Origin of the sequence: Luteimonas sp. BLCC-B24 (assembly GCF_028550595.1) — a bacterium.
Classification (GTDB): Bacteria; Pseudomonadota; Gammaproteobacteria; order Xanthomonadales; family Xanthomonadaceae; genus Luteimonas.
On record NZ_JAQQGN010000006.1, the window covers coordinates 97,780 to 114,977 of the forward strand.

9 protein-coding genes and 1 pseudogene are annotated in these 17,198 nt (G+C 71.7%); 3 read left to right on the forward strand and 7 right to left on the reverse strand.

Translation table 11 applies throughout. The annotated features are described in order from the left end of the window. Nucleotides 1-49: 49 nt before the first annotated feature. From tsaB to mrcB, 4 genes are read right to left on the reverse strand one after another with little or no spacing between them, the layout of a single operon-like run. Nucleotides 50-754, reverse strand: coding sequence for a tRNA (adenosine(37)-N6)-threonylcarbamoyltransferase complex dimerization subunit type 1 TsaB (gene tsaB / locus PQS31_RS12850; RefSeq protein ID WP_272763135.1), 705 nt, complete (start codon nt 752-754; stop codon nt 50-52). Further along, nucleotides 751-2,862 (reverse strand): ATP-dependent DNA helicase, encoded by a 2,112-nt coding sequence (locus PQS31_RS12855; protein ID WP_272763255.1) that lies wholly within the window; start codon nt 2,860-2,862, stop codon nt 751-753. Before PQS31_RS12855 ends, tsaB begins: the two co-directional genes overlap by 4 nt. Nucleotides 2,863-2,869: 7 nt before the next feature. Next, nucleotides 2,870-3,400 carry a hypothetical protein gene (locus PQS31_RS12860; RefSeq protein WP_272763136.1) on the reverse strand — a complete coding sequence of 177 codons (531 nt, stop codon included), beginning with the start codon at nt 3,398-3,400 and terminating at the stop codon, nt 2,870-2,872. Next, nucleotides 3,397-5,874: a penicillin-binding protein 1B gene (gene mrcB, locus PQS31_RS12865; RefSeq protein ID WP_272763137.1), complete on the reverse strand. Its 2,478-nt coding sequence runs from the start codon at nt 5,872-5,874 to the stop codon at nt 3,397-3,399. The genes PQS31_RS12860 and mrcB overlap by 4 nt, the downstream gene beginning before the upstream one ends. Nucleotides 5,875-5,995: 121 nt before the next feature. Here mrcB and PQS31_RS12870 point away from each other — a divergent pair. Beyond that, nucleotides 5,996-8,089 (forward strand): annotated as a pseudogene (locus PQS31_RS12870) (glycosyltransferase); the annotation flags it as partial. Between the two features lie 49 nt (nt 8,090-8,138). Here the strand turns inward: PQS31_RS12870 and PQS31_RS12875 are convergent. Further along, nucleotides 8,139-9,602, reverse strand: a complete 1,464-nt coding sequence (locus PQS31_RS12875) for a hypothetical protein (protein WP_272763138.1) — start codon at nt 9,600-9,602, stop codon at nt 8,139-8,141. A 149-nt stretch (nt 9,603-9,751) separates the two neighbouring features. Then, nucleotides 9,752-11,824 carry a bifunctional (p)ppGpp synthetase/guanosine-3',5'-bis(diphosphate) 3'-pyrophosphohydrolase gene (locus PQS31_RS12880; protein ID WP_272763256.1) on the reverse strand — a complete coding sequence of 691 codons (2,073 nt, stop codon included), beginning with the start codon at nt 11,822-11,824 and terminating at the stop codon, nt 9,752-9,754. Between the two features lie 153 nt (nt 11,825-11,977). Here PQS31_RS12880 and PQS31_RS12885 point away from each other — a divergent pair, with 153 nt between their 5' ends. Then, complete coding sequence (locus PQS31_RS12885; RefSeq protein ID WP_272763139.1) at nt 11,978-12,502, forward strand: hypothetical protein; 525 nt, start codon at nt 11,978-11,980, stop codon at nt 12,500-12,502. Here the strand turns inward: PQS31_RS12885 and hrpA are convergent. Then, entirely contained in the window at nt 12,495-16,472 is a 3,978-nt protein-coding gene (gene hrpA, locus PQS31_RS12890) for an ATP-dependent RNA helicase HrpA (protein ID WP_272763140.1), read from the reverse strand. The genes PQS31_RS12885 and hrpA overlap by 8 nt on opposite strands. Before the next feature lie 81 nt (nt 16,473-16,553). Between hrpA and PQS31_RS12895 the strand changes: the two genes are divergently transcribed. Then, nucleotides 16,554-17,120: a Dps family protein gene (locus PQS31_RS12895; RefSeq protein ID WP_272763141.1), complete on the forward strand. Its 567-nt coding sequence runs from the start codon at nt 16,554-16,556 to the stop codon at nt 17,118-17,120. The last annotated feature ends 78 nt before the right edge of the window (nt 17,121-17,198 follow it).

Below are 17,198 nucleotides of genomic sequence, written 5' to 3' on the forward strand. Positions count from 1 at the left end.
CTCCTCGGCGGTGGGCGCTTGGACCCGCCGCACGTGACGCGAGTTCCCGTCAGCGCGCGGCGCGCTGCGCCCGCTGCTCGGCCAGCGTCAGCGCGACGTTGTTCCGCAGATACGTGGGTTCCACACGCTCCGGGGCCAGCGCCTCGCCACGTGCGAAGGCCGCGGCCGCCAGACGGGCCAGATCAGCGGCATGCGGCAGCGCGGCGGCGTCCACGCCGGCGAGCCGGTGACCGAGACGCGTGGCGAGCTCACCATCGAGCGCGGCGAAACCGGTGCCCACCCCCGTCCATTCGCCGGCGTCGTCCGGCAGGGCGATCGCGTCCGGCGCGCCGACCCGTGCCTCCGAGAGCGGCCGTGGCCCGGCCGCATCGAGCGCGAATGCGGCGCTGTAGATCTCGCCCATGCGCGCATCGATGGCCGCCAGGACCTGCGCGCCGGGCGCGGCGTGCGCGCGCAACGCGAGCACCGCGAGCGTGGACGCCGCGACGACCGGGCGGTCGAGCGCGAGCGCGATCCCCTGGGCCAGCGCGATGCCGAGGCGCACACCCGTGAAGGCGCCCGGCCCACGGCTCACCGCGATCGCATCGAGCTGCGCGCGCGCGAGCCCGGCCTCGGCCAGCAGCTGTTCGGCCCACGGCAGTGCGAGCTCGGCATGCCGCCGCGGCGCGACCTCGAAGCGTGCGAGGACGCGGCCCGCGTCCCACACGGCGACGGAGCAGGCTTCGGTGGCGGTCTCGAACGCGAGGAGCTTCATGGGCGTGGGGATTCGGGATTCAGGAATGGGGATTCGGTACGCGAGTCCTGCGCCATTGTCGCAGCCGCGGGCACGTCACGGTTGGCGAAGAACGCGGCGACGTCCGTGATGTCACGCGTGCGCGGCAGCGGCGGCAGCGAATCCAGGAACACGCCGCCGTAGGCCTTGCCGAGCAGGCGCGGATCGCAGAGCACCAGCACGCCGCGGTCGCGTTCGGTGCGGATCAGCCGACCGACGCCCTGCTTGAGCGCGATGACCGCCTGCGGCAGTTGTTCGTCACGGAAGGGATTGCCGCCGATGCGGCGGATCGCATCCAGTCGCGCCTCGAATACCGGATCGTCGGGTGCGGCGAACGGCAGCTTGTCGATGACCACGACGCTGAGCGCATCGCCGGCGACGTCGACACCCTCGCGGAAACTCGCCGCACCCAGCAGCACGCCGTTGCCGGAGTCGCGGAAGCGTTGCAGCAATACGTGACGCGGTGCCTCGCCCTGCACGAACAGCGGCCACGGACAGGGCCGCGCGCCGTCGCGCAGCAGCGCCGCGGTCTCGCGCAGCGCGCGATGGGATGCGAACAGCAGAAACGCCCGACCGTTCGACGCGGCCAGTACCGGCAAGACCGCATCGGCGACCGCGGCGGTGTAGCCCGGGGCCGCGGGGGCCGGCAGTCGCGGCGGCACATAGCACAAGGCCTGCTGCGCCCAGTCGAACGGACTCGGCGCCAGCAGCGTGCGCGGCGCCTCGAGGCCCAGGCGCATCGCGATGTGATCGAACTGGCCGTCGACGGTCAGCGTGGCCGAGGTGAAGACCCAGGCCGCGCGCGAGTGTTCGCGGTGTGCCCGCAACGGCGCCGACACATCCAGTGGCGTGCGTTGAAGACGGAAGCCCCGCGGCGTGAGTTCGTACCACAGCACGCTGTCGCCGAGCGCCGCATCGGCCGGCACATCCGCGGATGCGACCGCCTCGACGCCGTGCGCCTCGCCGGCATCGTCGTCGGCGAACATCGACCCCGCCGCCGCGCCGTCGTTCCAGCGCCGCAGACGCGCCAGGCACAACGCGGCGCGGGCGTGGCAGCTGTCGAGGCCGGGCGAGGCCTCGCGCACCGGCGCCAGCGCATCGCGCAGATGGGCCAGCGCCTCGTCGAGGCCGTGCAGCGCCTCCTCGACCGCCGGTGCGTACAGCGCGCGGTAGCGGGTGCCGCGCGGCGGCAGCCCCTCCATCGCGACGCGCAGTGCGCGGGTGGCACCGTCGAGTTCCGCGGCCGGCCCCTGCACCACCGGCAGCACGCCGGGCACGTCACGGCATTCGTCGACCACGTCGCGCGCCAGCTCGACCAGCGGCCGCGCGCTCAGGCCTTCGCCGAAGAACTGCGCCGCGAGTTCCGGCAGCTGATGTGCCTCGTCGACGATGAAGGCCTGGGCACCGGGCAGGATTTCGCCGAAGCCTTCCTGCTTCAACGCGAGATCCGCCAGCAACAGGTGATGGTTGACCACCACGACGTCCGCCGCCTGCGCGCGCTGACGGGCCTGGACCAGGAAGCACTCGCTCCAGAACGGACAGTCGTTGCCCAGGCAGTTGTCGACGGTCGAGGTGACCATCGGCAGCAGCGGGGTGTCCTCGGGCAGCCCGTCGAGTTCGGCGACATCGCCCAGGCGCGTGCGCCCGGCCCAGGCCACGATGCGCTGGAACTGGTGGATCTGCTCGCGTGTGGCGAGCTTCGGCGCGCCGCGCGCCTGCTCCAGCCGGTACAGGCACAGGTAGTTCGAACGTCCCTTGAGCAGCGCACTGCGCAGGCCGCTGCCGAGCGCATCGCGCACGCGCGGCAGGTCGCGGTGGAACAACTGGTCCTGCAGCGCACGCGTACCGGTGGAGACGATCGTCTTCAGGCCCGACAGCAGGGCCGGTACCAGGTAGGCGAAGGTCTTGCCGGTACCGGTGCCCGCTTCGGCGAGCAGCGTCGCGCGCTGGTCCAGCGTCTCGGCGACCGCCATCGACAGTGCCTGCTGCGCCGCACGCGCACGGAAGGCGGGAATCCGCGCCGCGAGCAGCCCGCCTTCGACGAGCGCATCCCGGCTGCGCGCCGCGAGGCTGGCGTCGGGCGTGTCCAGTGCGGCGTCAGTAACGCTCGGGGCCGGCAACGCGGCAGCCGTCGGCCTGGGTACGTGCGGACGCCGCGCCCTCGACATCGCCGGCCATCAGGCGCACCTGTTCGAGGGTGATCCAGTGCCGGCGACACAGCGGGCCGAGTTGCGAGCCCAGGGCATAGCCGCGTTCGGCCAGCGTGCCGGCCCGTTCGAAATCGGACTGCAGGATCGCGAGCTCCGCCCGCTCCTGCAGCAGCGCGGGATCGCCGTCGACGATCTCCAGGGCCTGGTCCAGCGCGGCCACGGCGCTGCCGAGATCGCCCTGGGCTTCGAGCGCCGCGGCGCGTTCGCGCAGGTCGTCGACCATCGGATCACGCAGCGGCTGCACCGCCAGCTCACCGTCGCCGTCGCCGGCCGCGCCGCGGATCAGGGCGACCATTTCCTGGGGCGTGGCGGTGGTAGCGGGCGGCGTGGTGCTGCCCGGCGCCGGACTCTGCGACGCGCACGCCGCGAGGGCGAGCAGGCACGCGCCGGCCAGAACGCGCAGGGACATCGAACTCATCGGGGCATCTCCTCGGACGGGGGCGGCGGTGCGGGCTGCGGCGCAGGTGCAGGTTCGGCCGGCGGCGGCGAAGCGTCGCGCTCGCGGCCGAACCCGAACCATTCGCGCCACCCGCGGCGCTCGTCCTGCACCGGTGCGCCGGTCGCATCGACGAGATTGCCGTTCTCGTCGACGAACGTCTGGTTGGGATCGTAGCGCTGGCAGGGCGCGTACGGCGGCGCGTAGCCCGCCACGAACGGAAAGCGGCGCGCCTCGGGGCAGTCGGCATCGGTGGCGTGGGTCTGGGCCACCCACTGCCATTCCAGCCCTTCGCTGCCGACGTCGAGCGCGGCGCTGGGCAGACGCGCGAACAGGCCCGACCACACCCGCATCGCGCCGGTCGCGCCGTAGAGCCCGGTCTGCTCGTTCTGGTCGTTGCCGACCCAGACCACGGCCAGATGATCCCCCGTCCACCCGGCGAACCAGCTGTCGCGGCCGTCGTTGCTGGTGCCGGTCTTGCCCGCCGCGTTGAGCCGGCCGAGGCCGTCATTGACCAGCTGCCGCGCGGTACCCGAGGTCACCGCGTGCTGGAGCGCCAGCGTGACGACGCGGGCGGCCAGCGCGTCACCGGGCTGGGCCGGACGCGGCGCGCTGTCGTAGCGGTTGACCACCCGCCCCTGCTCGTCGATGACGCCGCGCACCGTGCGCAGCGGCTGGATCTCGCCGCCCGATGCGAGGAACTGGTACAGCTGCGCCATCGCATAGGGACTCTGGTCCATCGAGCCCAGGATCAGCGCAGGATTGGCCTCGGCGCGCACGCCGGCCAGCGTGTTGACCAGATTGGCCAGCTCGCGCGGTTGCACCTCCATGCCGAGACGCACCGTGGCCTGGTTATACGAGCGCGCGAGGGCGTCGATCAGGCGCACGGTGCCGTGACTGCGTCCATCGGAGTTGCCGGGCGTCCAGCTGCGGCCGTTCTCGAGCGTCACCGTAACGGGCGAATCGTCCACCCAGCTCGCCAGCGAATACCGTGTGGGATCGCCGAGCGCGAGCAGATAGACGAAGGGCTTGAGCAGCGAGCCGACGGGACGCTGGGCCTCGATCGCGCGGTTGAAGCCGTGTTCGACCGGATCCCGGCTGCCCACCGCCGCGACGACCTCGCCGCTGTGCACGTCGGTGACGACGAGGCCGGCTTGCAGCGCCGGCCGCTTCGCGGTCGCCAGGTCCTTGATCGTGCGCACCGTCGCGCCTTCGGCATAGGCCTGGGCCGAAGGCGACATCGCACTCATCACCGACAGACCGGCGCCCTGCAGCGCGCCGGCCGGGTAATCGCGCGCCAGCTGGCGGCGGATCAGATCGACATAGCCCGGGAAGCGGTTGGCGATGATGCTGCCCGGGGTTTCGGTCACCCCCAGCGGCCGCGCGGCGGCGCGGTCGTGCGTCGCCTGGTCGATCAGGCCGGATTCGAGCATGCGCGCCAGCACGAAGTCCCGGCGCGCCTTGGCACGTTCGGGCTGGCGCCGCGGGTCGTAATGCGAGGGGCCGCGGATGATGCCGACCAGCAGGGCCACCTGTTCGACCTCGAGATCGTCGAGCCGGCGGCCGAACCAGAACTCCGCGCCGGCCGCGACGCCGTGGATCGCCTGTGCACCGCGCTGGCCCAGGTAGACCTGGTTGAGATAGGCCTCGAGGATCGCGCCTTTGTCGTAGCGCGACTCCATCAGCAGCGCGTAGAGGATCTCGTTGAACTTGCGGCTGTAGGTCTGCTCGCGACCGATACCGAGCAGCCCGCTGCGCGCGAGCTGCTGGGTGAGCGTGCTCGCGCCCTGGCGGGTTTCGCCCGCGCGCAGATTGGCCATCGCGGCCCGGGCCATGCCGCTGAGATCGATCCCGTGGTGATGCGCGAAGTCCTTGTCCTCGACCGCCTGCAGCGTGTCGGTCAGCAGTTGCGGCACGTCCTCGACCCGCACCAGCCGGCGTTCTTCCTGGCGCTGGCCGTAGAGCGTGGCGATGCGCGCCGCGTCCATGCGCGCGCTTTCGAGATTGCGCCTGCCGTCGCCGTCGCGCAGGCGCGACACCCGGCCGCCCGACAGTGTCACCTGCACGCGCGCCGGCGCCACCACGCCGTCGACATCGCGGAAGCCGCGGCTGGAAATCGTCCAGCGTCCGCCGTCGATCGAATAGGTGCCGGGCTTCACCCCGTCGTCCTCGCGATAGCCGGCCGCATCGAGTTCGGTCTTCAACGTGGCGGCATTCATCGCCACGCCCGGCGCGAGCACCAGCGGCCGCGCGTACACCCGCGTGGGCACCTGCCAGCGCAACTCGCCGAAGCGCTGGCTGATCTGGTGGTTCAGATAGATCGTGTAGGGGATCAGGAAGCCGAGGCCGAGTCCCACCAGCGCGAGCACCGCGGTGACCGCACGCCGCCGCCAGCGCGGCGTTTCCGGGCGGTCGTCGTCGTCCGCGTCTTCGTCTTCGTACTCGATCCGGGCCATGGATGTCCTGCACCCGCGGCAGCGGGTCGGTGTGGATGCGACAATAGCGCCGGGCAGTCTATCCCAGCGCTTCCGGCCGGGATCTGGTCCCACCCCGATCAGTCAGCTGGAGTTCGAACGCATGTCGTTTTCGCTGGCCGACGCGCGTTTCCAGCTGGTCCGCGCGCTCGGTCTGACCCGGCGCGGGCTCGCCAGCCTGCGCACGCGCGGCCTGCGCGCCACCTGGCAGCGGGTGACCGCACAACTGGGAGTGCTGGCACCCGCGGAGCAGGTGGCGTTGCTCGCCGGCGATACCGGGCCGTTTGTTCCGTTCTCGGTACCGAGGGACGAGGCACCCGAGGTCACCGTCGTGATTCCGGTGTACGGCGAACTCACGCGGACGCTCGCCTGCCTGCGCGCGATCGCGGCGCATCCGCCCCGGGTGCGGATCGAGATCGTGGTGGTCGACGACGCGAGCCCGGACGCGACACCGGACGTGCTTCCCGGCATTTCCGGCCTCCGCGTGCACACGATGTCGCGCAATACAGGATTCATCGGGGCCTGCAATGCCGGCGCGGCGCTGGCCACGGGGCGTTACCTCCTGTTCCTCAACAACGACACGGTGCCGCAGCCCGGCTGGCTCGATGCCCTGCATGCCACGTTCCTGCAGCACCGCGAAGTCGGCATCGTCGGCGCGCAGCTGCTGTATCCCGATGGACGTCTCCAGGAATCCGGAGCCATGCTGCTGGGCGACGGCCGAGCCGAGAGTCGTGGCCGATTCGACGACCCCGAGCACCCGTCACTGCGATGGTGCGCCGACGTCGACTATGTCTCCGGCGCCGCGCTGATGCTGCCGACCGCGCTGTTCCGCCAGCTCGAGGGATTCGACGCGCGCTATTCACCGGCCTACTACGAGGACACCGACCTCGCATTCCGCGTGCGCGCCCTGGGGCTGCGCGTTCTGGTACAACCCGACGCACGCGTGGTCCATGTCGAAGGCGCAAGCGCGGGCACCGATCCCACACGCGGCATGAAGGCGGCACAGGTCCGCAACCGCGACGTATTCGCAGAGCGCTGGCGCGACGTGCTGCGCAGCCGCCCGGATGATCCGGTGCGCGCCGCGCGACTGCCGCGTGCGGGCACGCGCGAAATCCTGATCGTCGACAACCTCACTCCGGTGCCGGCCCGCGACTCGGCGTCGCTCCGTCTGGTCAACCTGATGCGGCTGCTGCGGGACGCCGGAGCCCATGTCGTGTTCGTGCCGGCGGACCGCCAGCATGCCGGCGAGGCGACGCGCGCGCTGCAGGCGCAGGGCATCGAGGTCTGGTACGCGCCGCACGTCGGCGGCATCGCCCGCTGGCTGCAGGCCCACGGCCCCCGCTTCACGCACGTCGTGCTGTGCCGGCACTACATCGCACGCGAGTTCCTGCCGCTGGTACGCCGTTGCGCGCCGCAGGCCACGGTGCTGTTCGACAGCATCGACCTGCACTACATCCGCGAGCAGCGCGGCGCCGAGCTGGCCGGCGACACGACGTTGCGACGCGATGCGCTTCGCACCCGCGCACTCGAACTCGATGTCGTGAACCGCAGCGACGTCACCCTGGTGGTCAGCCCGACCGAGGCCGAAGTGCTGGCACGTGACGCACCCGATGCATGTGTGGAGGTGCTGTCGAACCTGCACGAGGTCGCAGGCCCCGGGCTGTCTTTTGCACAGCGACACGACCTGGTCTTCGTCGGCGGCTTCCGTCACCCCCCGAACGCCGATGCGGTGACGTGGTTCGTGCGCGAGGTGTTCCCGGCAATCCGCGCACGATTGCCCGAGATCCGGTTCCATTGCATCGGCGGCGACGTGCCCGCGCCGGTCGCGGCGCTGGCGACGGTCGACGGCGTCGTGGTGCATGGCCACGTCGCCGACATCACGCCGTACATGGACGGCTGCCGCATCGCGGTCGCGCCGCTCCGGTTCGGTGCCGGCGTGAAGGGCAAGGTCAACCTCAGCATGGCGCATGGGCAGCCGGTGGTGGCGACGCCGTGCGCGGCCGAAGGCATGCATCTTCGCGATGGCGAGGATGTCCTGATCGCGCACGACGCGAGCGCCTTCGCGGATGCGGTAGTACGGCTCCACGACGACGCGAGCTTGTGGAACCGTCTCGCCGCCGGCGGCCTGGACAACGTGCGGACGCATTTTTCTCTCGATGCCGCCCGGGCCACGGTAGCGCGGCTGTTCCTCGACGACGGCGCATCCGGCGAGGCACGCCGCCGCCAGAATCCGCCGCCCGGCGGCTTCAGTTCCCGCTGAGCGACGCGGTCCGCAGCCTGCGCGCGAATTCCGCGTGGCCCGGCACGGCGGGGTCGATCTCGCGGGCCAGTGCAAGGGCCGCATCCGCGCCGGCGAGATTGCCTGCGCCCAGGCGCTCGTCGCCGATCGCGAGCCAGCGCTGGGCGAGGCGCCGGCGTGCGTCGCGCAGGGTGCCGGCGTCGTCTCCCAGTGCGACACGCGCGTCGAAACAATTGCGTGCCCGCGCGAGATTGTTCGCGCGCAGGCCGCCATCGAAGCACTGACGGGCGGCAGGCAGCAGGCGCGACGAGGCCTTCGCGACCTCGGGGTCATCGGGCGCCAGCCGACGCGCGGCCCGGATCCGGTCGTAGGCGCTGTCGCCCGGGGGCGAGAGCAGATCACCGCGCGCCTCCGCGGCAGCCGCGTCCTGCAACAGCGTCGCGACGCGGCGCCGGCGCTCGGCGGGCGCGAGCTGCGGCGCGAGCTGTGCGTGCCGCAGGCGCGAGCGTTCCACGTTGTCGGCGGCCGTCCGCACGGCGTCGCTGTCGGGCGCGAGTAGACGTGCTTCGCGCAGCTGCGCGTCGGCATCGGCGAAGTTGAAATCCCGGGCGTGGCGTTCCGCGCGCTGGGCGTAGGCGACGGCCGCGTCCGCCAGGCCGCGCTGCGCGGTCGGGTCGTCGGCGTCGAAGGCCAGCAACATGCGCCACTCCGCCACGCCGCGTTCGAGACGTCCGGCCGCGAGACTGCCGGCCGCGCGGCGGCGCAGCGCGTCGAGCTCCTCGGTCAGGCGTGCGTCGGTGTCGGGCAGGTCGACATGCCCGGGGTCGTACGCGCGTGCGGCAGCGATGAGGTCGCCCGCACCGCGCAGGTCGCCGGTGCGCAGCGCGGCGCGGGCCTGTCCGAGGACGGCCGCGAGGGTCTCGTCACGCCCCCGCAGCGCCTCGGGATTGGTGGGGTCGAGCGTCAGGATCCGCCGGTACAGAGGAAGCGCCGAACTTGCAGTGCCGTCCAGCGCGCCGTCCGCCTGGGCGGCCTGGGCCTGGGCGAGCAGCCCGTCGAGCCCGGCGTCCTCGGCCTCGCGTGCACGTAGGGCATCGGCGACGGCATCGACCGCATCGCGCGGCGCGGCGAGGTCACGCGCCAGCTGCAAGGCGCGGTGGGCGGCGTCGAACCGGTGCGCCTCGAGCGCGGCCCGCGCCTGCTGCAGGGCCGCCTCCGACACCCGGGACAGTCCCGCGCGCGGACGCACGTCGTCCGGATCGAGCGCGGCTGCGGCCTCGTAAAGCTGACGCGCGCCGCTGCCGTCCTCGGCGTCCAGGCGCCCCTCGGCCAGGGCGAGCGCGGCCTGATCGAGCAGCGTCTGCCCGCGCGTTTCCGGCCACAGCCGGTCGACCACCAGCAGGCGCACCCCCAGCACGAGTGCCAGCAGGGCGAGCACCGCCCCGGCCACGATCCAGCGCCACTGGCGCACCGGTGCGGCGCCGGGCGGGGGCCGGCGCGCGAGGGGGGCATCCGCGCGCAGCGGGGCGACATCGCGCCCGGCGGGAGGTGGAGGAGACGTGCGGTTCACGCGGCGCAGTATGGAAGAGCCGGATGAACGCTGGCGTCATCCGCGCGTGCTCAGCGACGGCGCGCCTCCTCGACGCCCGGCAGGCTGTCGAGCTTGCCGAGCAGCCGCGCCAGCTGGCCGTAATCCCCGACCCGCAGCCGCAGCCGCAGCTGGACCCGGGACAGCGCACGCTGGTCGCTCTGGATCGACAGCACGTGCACGTCCTCCTGCGCGATGAGATTGCTGATGTCCTTGAGCAGGTGCTTGCGGTCGATCGCCTCGACCACGATGTCGGACTCGTGACCGCCCGCCACGCCGCCCCACTCCACCGGCAGCACGCGCTGCGGATGGCCGGCCGAGAGACGCAGGAACGCCGCGCAGTCGCGCCGATGCACGGTGACGCCGCGCATGCGGGTCAGATAGCCGGCGATCGGCTCGCCCGGCACCGGCCGGCAGCAACGCGCGGTCTGCACCAGCAGGTTGTCGACGCCGACCACGCGGAACTCGGCATCGCCGGTGCGCGGTGCGCGACGCGGACGCCGCAGCGGCAGCACGGGCGCGGCCGGCTGGGCGGGTGTCGCCCGTTCGCGTTCGAGTTCCAGCAGTGCGCGGCCGACCTGGTTCGGCCCGACGTCACCGAGTGCGACCAGCACGTGGAGATCGTCGACCGTCGCGACATTGAATCGCCCGAGCACCGGCGCGAGGTCGGCCTGCAGCAGGCCGAGCCGGCGCAGATCCTTTTCCAGAAGCTCGCGCCCGGCGTGCACGTTGCGTTCGCGGTCGAGCTTGTGGAACCACGTACGCACCTTCTCGCGCGACCGGGGACTGGCGAGAAAGCCATTGGCGGCGACCAGCCAGTCGCGACGCGGCGCCGGCGTCTTCGCCGTGAGGATCTCGACCCGCTCACCGCTGTGGAGCACGTAGTCCAGGGGCACGATCCGGCCGTCGACCTTGGCGCCACGACAGCGGTGACCGACCATCGTGTGCACGTGATAGGCGAAATCCAGCGGCGTGGCGCCGCGTGGCAGGTCGATCACCTCCCCTTTGGGCGTGAGCACGAACACCCGGTCTTCGGCGAGTTCCGTCCCCAGCGCCTCGGCCAGGGCGCCGCTCTCGTCGCGCCCGGCATCGGCGTGCGCCTCGAGCAGGCGGCGCATCCATTCGATGCGCCGCTCGAGCGCCGCGCTGCCCGCGGACGACGCCCGCTGCGAGCCGCCGGTTTCCTTGTAGCGCCAGTGGGCGGCGACCCCGAGTTCGGACGCCTCGTGCATTTCCCGGGTGCGGATCTGCACTTCGAGCGTCTTGCCGTCCGGCCCGATCACCGCCGTGTGCAGGGACCGGTAGTCGTTGTGCTTGGGGCGCGCGATGTAGTCGTCGAATTCACTGGGAACCGGCGTCCACAGCGCGTGCACCACACCGAGCGCGGCGTAACAGGCGGGGACGTCGTCGACCAGGATGCGCACCGCACGCAGGTCGTAGAGCGCATCGATCGACACCTGCTTCTTCTGCATCTTCCGCCAGATGCTGTAGATGTGCTTCGGACGGCCGGCCACCTCCGCACGCAGGCCCTGGGCCGCGAGCGCGTCGTCCAGTCGCGCGCGTACCGCCGCGACATAGGCTTCGCGCCCGGCACGCGTGTCGTCGAGCAGACCGGCGATGCGGCGGTAGACGTCGGGCTCGAGCGCCCGGAAGGCCAGATCCTCCAGCTCCCACTTCAACTGCCAGATGCCCAGACGGTTGGCGAGCGGCGCGTGGATGTCACGGGTGAGCCGGGCCAGTGCCTGGCGGGCCCCGGAGTCCGCGCGCGTCGCCGCGCGCATCATCGCCAGTTGCCGGGCCAGCAGCACCAGCACCACACGCAGATCGCGCACCAGTGCCAGCAGCAGCCGCCGCAGCCCCTCCGGATTGCCCGTGCCGGCATGCTCGGCGTGCAGTGTCCACACCTGACGGGCCGCCTGCAGCCCCTCGACCAGCGGCGCCAGCCCGGGCATCCGCGCGAGCATGGGCGCGCGCCACGTCTCGACCGCGTCGACGATCGCCGCGGCCGCGACGTCGCCGTCGCTGCCCAGCAGTGCGAGCGATCCCAGGGTGTCGACCAGCACGGCCATGTCGGCCGGATCGAGCGGCGTTCCGGCCTCGGGCATTGCCGTGATCGCAGCACGCAGCGGCTCGCCGTACGCGGCCAGCGCGGGCAGCGTCAGCAGGTGGTCGCGCAGCGTGTCCGGGCGCTCGGTCATCGACGTCGAAACGGGCGGGGACGGTCTACACTAGCCGCGCCCCGTCCCGAGGAACAGAGCATGCGCGCAGTCCACTGCATCCTGATCGCCGCTGCATGGGCGATCGCATCGCCCGCTGCTGCGCAGACCCGGCCGATCGAGGCCGAGATGAGCGCCGCCGAACGCAGCGCGACGGGGATCGAGCGTCTGACCGACAGCGAACGCGCGGCCCTGAACGCCTGGCTCGCACGTCGCGGCGCACAGGCGGGCACACCCTCCGTCGACGCCCCGGACGTCGATGCACGCCTCGCCGCCGCGCGTGAAGCCGGTCGACGCGAGGCGCTGGCCGATGCGCAGGAGGTCCAAGCGGCCCAGCAGTCGCGCGAGCCCGTCGACAGCACCTTGACCGGCACCTTCACCGGCTTCGCCAAAGGCCGCGAGTACACGCTGGCCAATGGCCAGGTGTGGCGACAGACCGACGCGGCCGCGTTGCCCGGCGTGACCCTGGACGCGCCGTCGGTGCAGATCCGCCCGGCCCGCCTGGGGGGCTGGTGGCTGAAGGTCGGCGACTACAACACCCGCGCGCGGGTCGAGCGGGTCAGGTAAGCGCCGCGACCCGCGCGGCGAGTTTCTTCGGTGACACGCCGCCCTTGGCGCCCAGCTCCTGGGCGAACAGCGACACCCGCAGTTCCTCGATGTCCCAGCGCAGCGCCTGCCAGTCGGGCGTGTCGGCGCGGCCGCGCGCAGCCGCATCGGTCAGCGCGTCGACGAAGGGTTTGACGTCGAGCATGCGCTGCTGGTCGCGCTGGGGATCACGCTGGCCGCGCTCCGCGCGCAGCGCCAGCGCGCGCAGCCAGCGCGGATATTCGGCGAGTGCCGCAGCCGGGACGGCGCGCAGGAAACCGGGCGGTACGAGGGCGGCCAGTTGGGCCTGCATGTCGTCGAGATTGGCGCGCGCCCACCCCATCAGTGTCGACTCGAGCCGACCGCGGATCTCGGCGACGAGATCGAGGATCACCTCGGCCTGGCGCAGCCGCGCCATCGCCTCGCCGAACAGCGCCTTGCCCACCGCATCGCGATGGGCGGTGAACGCACCCGCGTCGCGGATGTCACCGAGGCCGTCGGCCAGCAGTGCGGCCAGTGCACCGTCGACGAGATCCTCGCGCAGACGGTCGCCCGGCCTGCCGTCGCGCGGCGCAGCCGATTCGATCGCGGCATAGAGCAGCGCGGTCTTGGGGGCCACCGGCAGCTGCTTGCGGGCCTGGCGTACGCGATCGGCCAGCGCGATCGTCAGCAGGCGGCGCACGCCCTGCGGATGCAGACGCCTGGCCTCGGCCGGATCGGCATGGACCGCGAGCGAGGCACTGTCCCCGTCGTCCTGCAGGGCCGGATAGGCCGGCAGGCCGCCGGCACCCGGCATCGAGACCGGAATGGGCGTCTCCGGAAACGTCGTCAATGCGCGCTGCTGCAGCCCGTCGGCCGCGTGCGCGGCGAAGGCACGGGCCGCGCGTTCGCCGAAGCGCGCGCGCAGATCATCGAGATCGCGCGATTCCGCAAGCACCACGGCGGCCTTGCGGTCGCGGCCGGTGTCGACCAGCCGCAGGTTCGCGCGCAGATGCGCGTCGAGCGCGGCCTCGTCGAAGTCCGTCGCGCCGATCGCCACGCCGGTGAGCCGGGCGAGGAACCGCGCCAGTGTGCCGGTGAACGCATCGGCATCGCCGCCGCGCCAGGCGTCACTGAAGGCCCGCGCGAAATCCGGCGCGGGCACGAAATTGCGGCGCAGGGCCTTGGGCAGGCCGCGGATCAGGGCCGCCGCCTTGTCCTCGACGAAGCCCGGCGCCAGCCACGACAGGCGCACCGGGTCGACCGCGTTGAGCAGATGCAACGGCACCGAGACCGTCATGCCGTCGTCGACCGCGCCCGGCTCGAAACGGTAGGACACGGCCAGCCGCGCCTCGCCCAGCGCGATGAAGGCCGGGAACAGGTCGGCGTCGACACCATCGGCCACCAGCAGATCGTCGCGGCTCCACGTCAGCGCCTGTTTCGCGGCCTCCGGCGCCTTGCGCCACCAGGCGTCCAAGGCCTGTGCCGACAGCACATCGGCCGGCAGGCGCTGGGCATACCATTGCGCCATCCAGTCCTCGTCGACCACGAGCCCCACGCGGCGCTGCTTGGCTTCTTCCTCGCGCGCGCGCTCGAGCGTGCGCAGGTTGCGCTCGACGAAGGTCGCCCGTGTCGTGATCTCGCCCGCGACGAGGCCGTCGCGCAGGAACAGCGCGCGCGCCTCGTCCGGATACAGCCGGCCGTAGTCGACGGGCCGTTTCGGTGCCAGTACCAGGCCGAACAGACTGATCTGCTCGCTGCCGATCACCCGTCCCTGCGCGCGCGACCAGCGCGGGTCGTGGTGGCGGCGTGCGAGCAGATGGTCGAGTTCGGCGATGACCCAGTCCGGCTCGATCGCCGCGTTGGTCAGGGACCACACTTTCTCGGTGTCGAGCAGCGTCGCCGAGACGATCCACGGCGGTGGCTTCTTCGACAGCGGCGAGCCCGGAAACAGCTGGAAGCGCCGGCCACGCGGACCTTCGTACTGGCCGGAGACGCGCCCGCCGCCGCCGGGATCGGCGCGGTGGCCGATCTGGGTGGGAAGACCGGCGATCAACGCGCGATGCAGGGCGACGTAGGCCGTCGTCTCGGCGCGCGCGGCCGCACGCGCATCGGTCCCGGGCGACGCGGGGGGCGCGGCGATCGTCCAACCCAGTTCCTCGCACTGCAGGCGCAATTGCCGGTGCAGCTCGCGCCACTCGCGCATGCGCAGAAAGCCGAGAAAATTGCGGTCGCACCATTTGCGAAGCTGCGACTGGGTGAGATCGGCATGCGCCTGCCGGTACGCCGCCCACAACTTCACGATGCCGGCGAATTCCGATTTCGGATCGGCGAACTGCGCATGCGCGGTATCGGCCGCCCCGCGCTGGTCGGCCGGGCGCTCGCGTGGATCCTGGATGCCGAGAAAGGACGCGATTGCCAGCATCGGCTCGAGACAACCGTGGTCGCGCGCGGCCACCAGCATGCGTGCGAGCTTGGGGTCGACCGGCAGTTTCGCCATCGTGCGACCGGTCGAGGTGAGCCTGCGCTGCACATCGATCGCACCGAGTTCGGTCAGCTGCTGCCAGCCGTCGGCCACGGCCCGCGGATCCGGCGGCTCGACGAACGGAAACGACTCGATGTCGCCGAGCCCCAGTGCCAGCATCCGCAGGATCACCCCGGACAGCGAAGCGCGCCGGATCTCGGGGTCGGTGTAGAGCGGACGCGATTCGAAATCGGCTTCGGAAAACACCCGGTAGCAGGTGCCCGGCGCGATGCGGCCGCAGCGTCCCTTGCGCTGTTCGGCGCTGGCCTGGCTCACCGGCTCGATGTGCAGGCGATCGAGCTTCTGCCGTGGGCTGTAGCGCTTGACCCGGGCCAGACCCGGATCGACGACGTAATGGATGCGCGGTACCGTCAGCGACGTCTCGGCGACATTGGTCGCCAGCACGATGCGCCGCTGCGGACCGGGGTGGAACACGCGGTCCTGGTCTTTTGCCGACAGCCGCGCGTACAGCGGCAGCACCTCGGTATGCCGGTACTTGCGCCGCTCGAGGGCCTGGTGTGCATCGCGGATCTCGCGCTCGCCGGGCAGGAAGATCAGCGTGTCACCGGTGCCGCGCTCGCGCATGATCTCGTCGCAGACCGACACGATGCCGTCGAGGACGCTGCGTTCGCCGGGGTCGTCACCCTCGCCGTCCAGCGGCCGGTAGCGCACCTCGACCGGAAATCCACGGCCTTCCACGTCGACCACCGGTGCACCGTCGAAGTGCGCGGCGAAGCGCGCCGTGTCGATGGTCGCCGAGGTCACGATGAGCTTGAGATCCGGGCGCCGGCCCAGCAACGGCTTCAGATAGCCCAGCAGGAAATCGATGTTGAGACTGCGCTCGTGTGCCTCGTCGATGATGATCGTGTCGTAGGCCGACAACCACCGATCGGAGGCGATTTCCGCCAGCAGGATACCGTCGGTCATGAACTTGATCGCGGTGGCGTCACTGACGTTGTCGTTGAAGCGGACCTGGTAACCGACCAGACCCCCGCTGGGCACCTGCAGCTCCTCGGCGACGCGCCGGGCGACGGTACGCGCGGCGATCCGGCGCGGCTGGGTACAGCCGATCAGGCCGGCGGCGCCCCGGCCCGCGGCCAGACACAGCTTCGGCAATTGCGTGGTCTTGCCCGAGCCGGTTTCGCCGGCGACGACGACGACCTGATGCGCGCGGATCAGGTCCACGATCGCCTCGGCCTTGCCGGCGATCGGCAGGGCCGGGTCGACATCGGCGCGCGGCAGCTGGGCGGCACGCGCCTCCCGCAGCCGGATGGACGCCTGCAGCCGGCTCTCGAAGGCCGCACGCGCGGCTTCGTCCTGCGGTGCGCGACGCCAGCGTCCGAGCAGCCCGAGCAGGCGACCGCGGTCGCGCGTCGACGCGGCGTCGATCGCGGCCTGCGCCTGCTTCAACACGCCGTTCACCGCCTTGTCGCTGGAATGCTGCGTCACGCGTCCAACCCGTCCCAAGTCACATATCCACAACGAATGCGCCCGTATTGTCGGCGCAATTCCCTGCCAGGAGTTCCACCCATGTCCAAGGACAAGTCGAACAAGTCCAAGAAGTCCGCGCCCGCCCAGGTCGCGCCCGCGGTCGCCTCGCCCGACGCGCAGTCCAAGGCGCCGGCCATCGATATCGGGATCAGCGACGAGGATCGCAAGGCGGTCGCCCAGCACCTGTCGGTCTTCCTGGCCGATGCCTACACGCTGTATCTGAAGACCCACAATTTCCACTGGAACGTCACCGGACCGATGTTCAATGCCCTGCACGTGATGTTCGAGGGCCAGTACACCGAGCAGTGGAATGCGCTGGACGAAATCGCCGAGCGCATCCGCGCGCTGGGGTACAACGCGCCGGGTTCCTATGCGGAGTTCATCGAACTGTCGTCGATCAAAGAAGAGCCGGGCCTGGAGAAGGCCCCGGACTGGCGCGAGATGGTGCGCCAACTCGTGGTCGGCAACGAAGCCGTGTGCCGCAGCGCGCGCAAGGCGCTCGAGGTGGCCGACGACGCCGATGACGACCCGACCGAGGACATGCTCACCCAGCGCCTGCAGACCCACGAGAAGAACGCCTGGATGCTGCGCTCGCTGCTGCAGTAAGGACGACCGCAGCGCTCACCCGACGCCCGGTTCCGCCGGGCGTTTCGTTGTCCGGCGTTCGGCGCGGTGGCCCTGCGA